Genomic DNA, 6,711 nt, shown 5'->3' on the forward strand with positions numbered 1-6,711 from the left:
GCAGCTCGGCGATGACGCCCTTCTCCGACTGCCACTGCGCCTTCATCCCCGACGAGCGCTCGCGCAGCTCGGCCAGCTCCTGCTCCAGCCGCTGCAGCCGGTCGCGCGACTCGGCGTCGCTCTCGCGCCCCAGGGCCTGCCGCTCGATCTCCAGCTGCATGATGCGGCGCTCCACCTCGTCGATCTCCTGCGGCAGCGAGTCGATTTCGATGCGCAGCCGGCTGGCGGCCTCGTCGATCAGGTCGATGGCCTTGTCGGGCAGGAACCGGTCGCCGATGTACCGGTTGGAAAGCGTCGCCGCCGCCACGATGGCCGGGTCGGTGATGCGCACCCCGTGGTGCACCTCGTAGCGCTCCTTGAGGCCGCGCAGGATGGCGATGGTGTCCTCGACCGACGGCTCGCCCACGAACACCGGCTGGAAGCGCCGCTCCAGCGCCGCGTCCTTTTCGATGTACTGGCGGTACTCGTCCAGCGTCGTCGCGCCGACGACGCGCAGCTCGCCGCGGGCCAGCGCCGGCTTCAGCATGTTGCCGGCGTCGGGCGAGCCCTCGGTCTTGCCCGCGCCCACGATGGTGTGAAGCTCGTCGATGAAGACGATGAACTTGCCCTGCGAATCGCTCAATTCCTTGAGCACGGCCTTCAGGCGCTCCTCGAACTCGCCGCGGAACTTGGCGCCCGCCAGCATGGCGCTGATGTCGAGCGAGATCAGCGTCTTGTCGCGCAGTCCCTCGGGCACGTCGCCGTTCACGATGCGCTGCGCTAATCCCTCGACGATGGCCGTCTTCCCCACGCCCGGCTCGCCGATGAGCACCGGGTTGTTCTTGGTGCGGCGGCTGAGCACCTGCACCACGCGGCGGATCTCCTCGTCGCGCCCGATCACCGGGTCCAGCTTGCCGCGGCGCGCGCGCTCGGTGAGGTCGGTGCTGAAGCGCTGCAGCGCCTGGTACTTGTCCTCCGGGCTCTGGTCCGTCACCCGGTGCGAACCGCGCACCTGCTCCAGCGCCTGCCGCAGCGCGTCGGCCCCGGCACCCTGCGCCTTGAGCAGGTCGCGCGTGCTGAAGCCCTTGTCGGCCAGGCCCAGCAGCAGGTGCTCGGTGCTCACGTACTCGTCGCCCAGCGTGCGGGCCTCGTCCTCGGCGCGGTCCAGCGCCTCGTTCAGCTCGCGCGAAATGGTGGGCTGCGAGCCGCCCGACTGCCTGGGCAGCCGCGCGGAGGCGGCGTCGACCTCGCTCCGCAGCCGGGTGACGTTCACGCCCACCTTCTGCAGGATGGGCACGACGATGCCCTCCGCCTGCGCGATCAGCGCCGACAGCAGGTGAAGGTCCTCGATGGACGGGTTGCCTGCCTTGCGCGCCTCGTTCGCGGCGGACTGAAGGGCCTCTGTCGATTTGACAGTCAGCCGGTCGAAGTTGATCATGGGCTCCTAACTTCTCTGGTCATCACGATTTATGAGTAGCCCAGCCGCACTCCTATGAGATGCCGCCGCCGGGCCTTGCTGACTGTGGAAAAGACAAGAAGCATGCCCTGTCCAGACTGCCATCCCGTCAGTCCCCGGCAGGGTTTTTCGCCAGAAGCAGCAGCCCCGCCGATCGCTCCTGATCGGCGGGGCCGCTGTCATCGCGCTCCGTACTGCGGCCGCGGCGGCGGCTCGTCCGGGAAATAGTCCAGGTACATTTCATCGTCTCTCGCGGCGTCCAGAAACGCATCCGCGATCTCGTGCAGATGGTCGGTATGTCCGTGGGCCTGTCCTTCACGCCAGATCTCGCGAGCCAGAGCGACGTTGTCCGCAAGCTTGTCATAGAGGGGTGTGCCACGAAGAGCCTCCAGCCCCTCCTCCGCGGCCGCCCACTCCACCTCCGGCCCCCCCCAATAGAGCGGCCGGGGATAGTTCCAACTGCACCATCCAACCAACCGGCTCAGATAGGAATTCGCCTTCTTCCAGTGCTCACCCGCGTAGCTGTTCGCGGGGTCGGCCAGAAACGCCATCTCTGCCGGAACGAGTCGCGAGTACTCCATCACTTTCATGGCGCACACCTCTGTTCTAGCATCGTCAGCACGGTAGCTGGTGACGTTGAACGTTCGCCGGAAATCTCGTCCACCAGCAGCAGGCGAAACAGGGGATCGAGCCTGTTGTCCGCGAAAAGCAAGTCGAATTCCCCGTCTCGCAGATCTGCGACCACCACCTCCTGCGAGCCGCGACGACCAGAGTTCGCGATTTCCTTCCGGGCTGCCCCGATACGATCGACATCCACCCGATACACTACAGGATAGAACAGTTCGAGGCCAATGTCCAAGCAGACGGCGTTCAGGCGGGCAGCCACTGCCCCAGCGACGACGCCTGCGTCCCTCTTGGAGCCAAGGCCGGTCACCAAACCAGCTCGTCCACCGCGAACGTAGTGGTTATACGGATCGCGGTGGCGCCACGCGTCCATCAGCTCGCCGTAGATGTTGTGCGGGTTGGACGACCGCGGAGTCACCGGAGGCGGCAGGAAGCTCTCCGCCAGCCACGCGTAGTGCACGCCGCCGTAGAAGTAGTGGTTCAGGATCCAGGCGAGCACCGGGATGGTGCCGTAGTAGTACGTAGGCACTCTCAAGGCGACTCGCTACAAGTGAACGACGTAGACGGCGCCCAACGTGAACCGGCCCGCTCCCCACGACAAGGGGCGCGGGCCTGTGCGGGTCATCTACGTACCACCTGTGTCGGGGGAGGTGTGCCCAGCGTGAGCTTTGCGCCATGGTGCGGCAACCCGCGGCTCCCGCCGCAGGGAAACAGAGCGGCGCCCCGAACCATCCGGGGCGCCGCTCTTCATCACGCGTGGAGCCTGGGCAGCTTCACGGCCCCAGCAGGATGGCGTTCACGTACAGCGGGTGCGTGGAGCGCCAGAACAGGCGGAAGAGCGGGTCGTCGGCGAACAGCACCACGCTTCCCTGCCCCATGCGCCGCGTGACCACCCACGCGCCCTCCTCCAGGCGCCGCACGTTCTCGGGGCTGATGACGCCCGAGATGCGCGTCAGCCGGGCCGGGAAGTAGGCGACGGTCTCTACGTTCTCGGCCGGCTCGAAGACCAGCGTCCCCGAATGCAGGGCGAAGGTTTCGCCCGGGCGCCCGTCCAGCCCCGCGCCGAACGCCAGCGGGTGCGCCGGGTCCAGCCGCACGGGGAAGATGGCGCCGGGCACCTCCTGGCGCCATTCGCGGCGCTGGCGCTCTTCGCGGCCCTCCAGGAAGCGCGACGCGCCACCGCGGGTGCTGTCCGGCCCCACCCGGTCGCGCACCTTGATGTCGGCCATGCCCGCCGCCACCTCGGCGCCGCCGGCCACCGCCACCAGGCGGCCCCCGTTCTGGATCCACGTCTTCAGCGTCTCCTCGGCGCCGCGGACGGCGCGCGGCGACGCGTCGGGGAGGACGAGGACGTCGTACTCCGACAGGTCCAGCGACGCCAGCTCGCTGCCCAGCACGGCATCGAACGGCATCCCCATCTCCTGCTCCAGGAAGAACCAGTGCGCGCCGAACGAGGTGGCCCCCACGCCCTCACCGCCGATCACCGCCACGCGCGGCAGCTTGCGGCCGATCACGTTCTCGCTGCCCAGGTCGATGCCGCTTTCCGCGAGGCCGGAGGCGATCGGCACGGCCATGCGGCCCAGCCCCGCCCGGGTAAGCCGCGCCTGCACCGAGTCGCCGCGCGCCGGGATGAACCACGTGCCCGCCGGCCAGCGCCGCCCCGCGTAGGTGGACGGCTTGGTGACCACGCTCGCCCGCCCGCCAGCCGCCAGGAAGCGTACCATCGGCCCCGCGGCGGCACCGCCGGGCGCCACCAGCCACCCGTAGCCGGCCGCGGGCACCTGCGCCGTCGTGGCCTCGCCCGCGGGGGCGGGCACCGCGGCCCATCCGCCGCCGCCCGCGCCGGCCGGGGCGCGGAAGGCCGCCACCCCGTACGCGTACGGCAGCGACCAGGCGCTCACGTCGTACGAGTACTCGGCGCGCAGCTCCGTCTCAGGCTGCAGCAGGGTGATGGCCAGGCGCCCCATGGGCTGGCGGGCGCGCACGCGGTACGTGCCCGCCGGGAACTGCGTGCGGTCGGTGAAGCCGGGGAACGGGTCGGCGCCCGCCGAGAAACCCGCCGTGGCGCGCTCCACCTCGATCCCCTGGCGGCGCAGGTGGCCGACCATCGACTCCACGCGCGTGGGGTCGTCGCCCGGCACCAGCAGGAAGTCGCGCTCGCCGCGGCCGGCACCGCGCTGGCCCTCGGCGTAGTCCAGCAGCAGCCGGCTCTTGCCGGTCGCCGCCGTGCGCAGCGTGGCCTGGCTGGCGGCGCGATGGTGCTGGGCGCGGTCGTGAAGCGTCAGCGTGTCGCCGGACTCCTGCTGGATGGCCAGCCCCGCCGCGCCGTGCCCCGCCTGCTCGTACGTCATCCCCACGGCGCCGGTCAGGCTGGGCCACGAGTCGCCGTAGCCGGGGTAGAACAGGTCGAACGCCTCGCCGGTGTAGTAGGCCCATCCCTGCGCATCGAACGCCCGCGCGTTCCCCTGCCCGAAGCGGCGCCCCCACTCCAGGATGTGCTCCGGGTAGATGGGGTTGATGGGCGCTGCCGCGGGAAAGAAGAAGTACGACGAGTTGTAGTACATCTCGTGGAAGTCTACGTGCACCTGCGGGTTGTACTGGAACCACGTGGCCAGCCGGGCCCTGGTTTCCGGCTGCGTGGCCCACGACCAGTCGCGGTTCAGGTCGAATAGGTAGTGGTTGAAGCGCCCCCCGGGCCACGGCTCCCGGTGCTCACGCGCCTGCGGGTTCACGTTGGGCCGCGCGCCGGAGACGGATTGGAACCACTGCACGTAGCGGTCGCGACCGTCCGGGTTGGCGACGGGGTCGATGATGACCACCAGCGAATCGAGGGCGCCGCGCACCTCGGGCGCGCCGCGGGCCAGGTCCCACGCCGTGTACAGCGCCGCCTCACTGGACGAGGTCTCGTTGCCGTGCACGCCGTAGCTGAAGTAGACCACGGCCGGATTGGTGGCGGCGATCTGGGCGGCGCGCTGGGCCGACGTTTCGGGCCGGGTGAGCTCCGCATTGGCGGCCAGGATGCGCGGCAGCGCCTGCAGGTTCTGCGGCGAGGCGATCACCAGCTGGAACAGCTCGCGGCCTTCCGGTGTCCTGCCGTAGGGCCGATAGTCCACCAGCTCCGAGGCCTGGGCCAGCGCCTGCGAGTAGCGCTGCACCCCGGCGTAGGGCGTGAACCGCTCGCCCAGCTGATGGCCCAGCACCTCGGCGGGCGACGGGGGCGCCTGCTGGGCGGCGAGCGCCTGCGCGGCCACCAGTGCCGCGAACACGGCGGGGAGCGCCCGCGTGCGTGTGGATGAACGTGCCATTCGTTCGCGTGGCATGTGGTTCCGGGTGAGGATACGTCTGTTCGGTCCGAAGCTACGGGCCGTGCAAGGGCCGCGCAACGCGCACGGGTTGACACGCCCGTGCGGCGCCGGTAGCCTCACCCCGCGGGTGCCCGGCGGGTCGGCAAGGACTGGAATCGACACGAGGTGTGGCGTGCTACCCGCAAACCATGCAAGAGGTTACGCGTTGATGGCGAAAGTGGATCGTCACGTCTGGGCGCCCGTTTTCCTGGTGTTGTCGCTCGCCGCCTGCCGAGGCGACACGAAGCCGTCGGACGTGATGGCGCGCGAGAAGTTCGTGGCCGCCAACGTGGCCGTGCGCACTCTTCCCGCGAACGCCACGGATGCCGACCGCGCCGCCGCGCTCAAGAAGCAGCGGGTGACCGAAAAGCAGATGCAGGCATGGGTGAACGCCCATGCGCGCGACGCGGAGACGCTGTCCATCACCTGGGAAGAGATCGCCAAGAAGGTGGACAGCCTCACCACCCATCGCCCCGGTTCGACGCCCGATTCCGCGGGCGGGGGCCCCCCGCCCTCCCTGGGCGGACCTCCGACGATCGCGCCGCAGTCCGTCCGGCCTGCGGTCCGGCCGCGCAAGGACAGCCTGGCCAACATCGCCCCCGGGGCACGGCGTCCCGGGTTCCCCCGGCCCGGCGGCCCGCCCCTGCGCCGCCCGCCCAGCGAACAGGTCCAGCGTATCCCGCCGCCCTCGGCCCTTCCGCAGGATCCGAGGATCGCGCCCGTGCAGGCCCCCGTCGCCCCGGCCCGCCCGGCGAAGCCGCCCCGATGAGCGACACCAGCCCGGAAGCAGCCGCCATCCAGGCAGCAATCCATCGCGGCATGACAGGCGAGCAACGGCTCGCCCTCGCAGTGGAGATGAGCCTGTTCGCGCGCGAACTCGCAACTGCCCGCCTGCGCCAGCAACACCCTGACTGGTCAGAGTGGGAGTTCAAACGCGAGCTCCTGCGCTATGCTTTCAGGGGCCAACCGCTTCCGCCTCCGTTGCAGTGACACCCGGAGATCTATTCCGCCGCGTTCTTGCCGCCCTCGATGCGAGTGGGATTCCGCACATGCTCACGGGCTCATTCGCCAGTTCGTACCATGGCGCACCGCGCGCAACTCAGGACATCGATCTCGTAATCTCCCCGACCGCCGAGCAGGTACGTTCGTTTGTGAAGCTCCTCCCGAAAGCGGAATACTATGTAAGTGAAACCGCTGCGATGGAAGCAATCCAGAGCCAAGGCAAGTTCAACGTGATTGACCTCGCGAGCGGGTGGAAGATCGATCTGATCGTGTGCAAGTCTCGGGCGTTCAGTCGTGAAGAGTTTC

The 6,711-nt window shown here is 69.4% G+C and carries 6 protein-coding genes and 1 pseudogene; 3 read left to right on the forward strand and 4 right to left on the reverse strand.

Annotated features, from left to right (window positions below):
- The 4 genes from VIB55_RS25300 to VIB55_RS25315 all read right to left on the reverse strand — a co-directional run.
- Positions 1-1,417, reverse strand: a 1,417-nt coding sequence (locus VIB55_RS25300; RefSeq protein WP_331879478.1) for a Clp protease N-terminal domain-containing protein, incomplete at its 3' end; no start/stop codon positions are given.
- A 197-nt stretch (positions 1,418-1,614) separates the two neighbouring features.
- A complete protein-coding gene (locus tag VIB55_RS25305) occupies positions 1,615-2,025 on the reverse strand; it encodes a hypothetical protein (RefSeq protein ID WP_331879479.1) in 411 nt (136 codons plus the stop codon).
- Positions 2,022-2,588: a hypothetical protein gene (locus VIB55_RS25310; protein WP_331879481.1), complete on the reverse strand. Its 567-nt coding sequence runs from the start codon at positions 2,586-2,588 to the stop codon at positions 2,022-2,024. Before VIB55_RS25310 ends, VIB55_RS25305 begins: the two co-directional genes overlap by 4 nt.
- A gap of 244 nt (positions 2,589-2,832) precedes the next feature.
- A complete protein-coding gene (locus tag VIB55_RS25315) occupies positions 2,833-5,364 on the reverse strand; it encodes a M14 metallopeptidase family protein (protein WP_331879483.1) in 2,532 nt (843 codons plus the stop codon).
- A 208-nt stretch (positions 5,365-5,572) separates the two neighbouring features.
- Between VIB55_RS25315 and VIB55_RS25320 the strand changes: the two genes are divergently transcribed.
- From VIB55_RS25320 to VIB55_RS25330, 3 genes and pseudogenes are all read left to right on the forward strand, one after another.
- Positions 5,573-6,172, forward strand: coding sequence for a hypothetical protein (locus tag VIB55_RS25320; protein WP_331879484.1), 600 nt, complete (start codon positions 5,573-5,575; stop codon positions 6,170-6,172).
- Positions 6,169-6,393 (forward strand): hypothetical protein, encoded by a 225-nt coding sequence (locus VIB55_RS25325; RefSeq protein WP_331879485.1) that lies wholly within the window; start codon positions 6,169-6,171, stop codon positions 6,391-6,393. The genes VIB55_RS25320 and VIB55_RS25325 overlap by 4 nt, the downstream gene beginning before the upstream one ends.
- A gap of 59 nt (positions 6,394-6,452) precedes the next feature.
- Positions 6,453-6,711 (forward strand): annotated as a pseudogene (locus VIB55_RS25330) (hypothetical protein); the annotation flags it as partial.

Source organism: Longimicrobium sp. (genome assembly GCF_036554565.1).
Classification (GTDB): domain Bacteria; phylum Gemmatimonadota; class Gemmatimonadetes; order Longimicrobiales; family Longimicrobiaceae; genus Longimicrobium.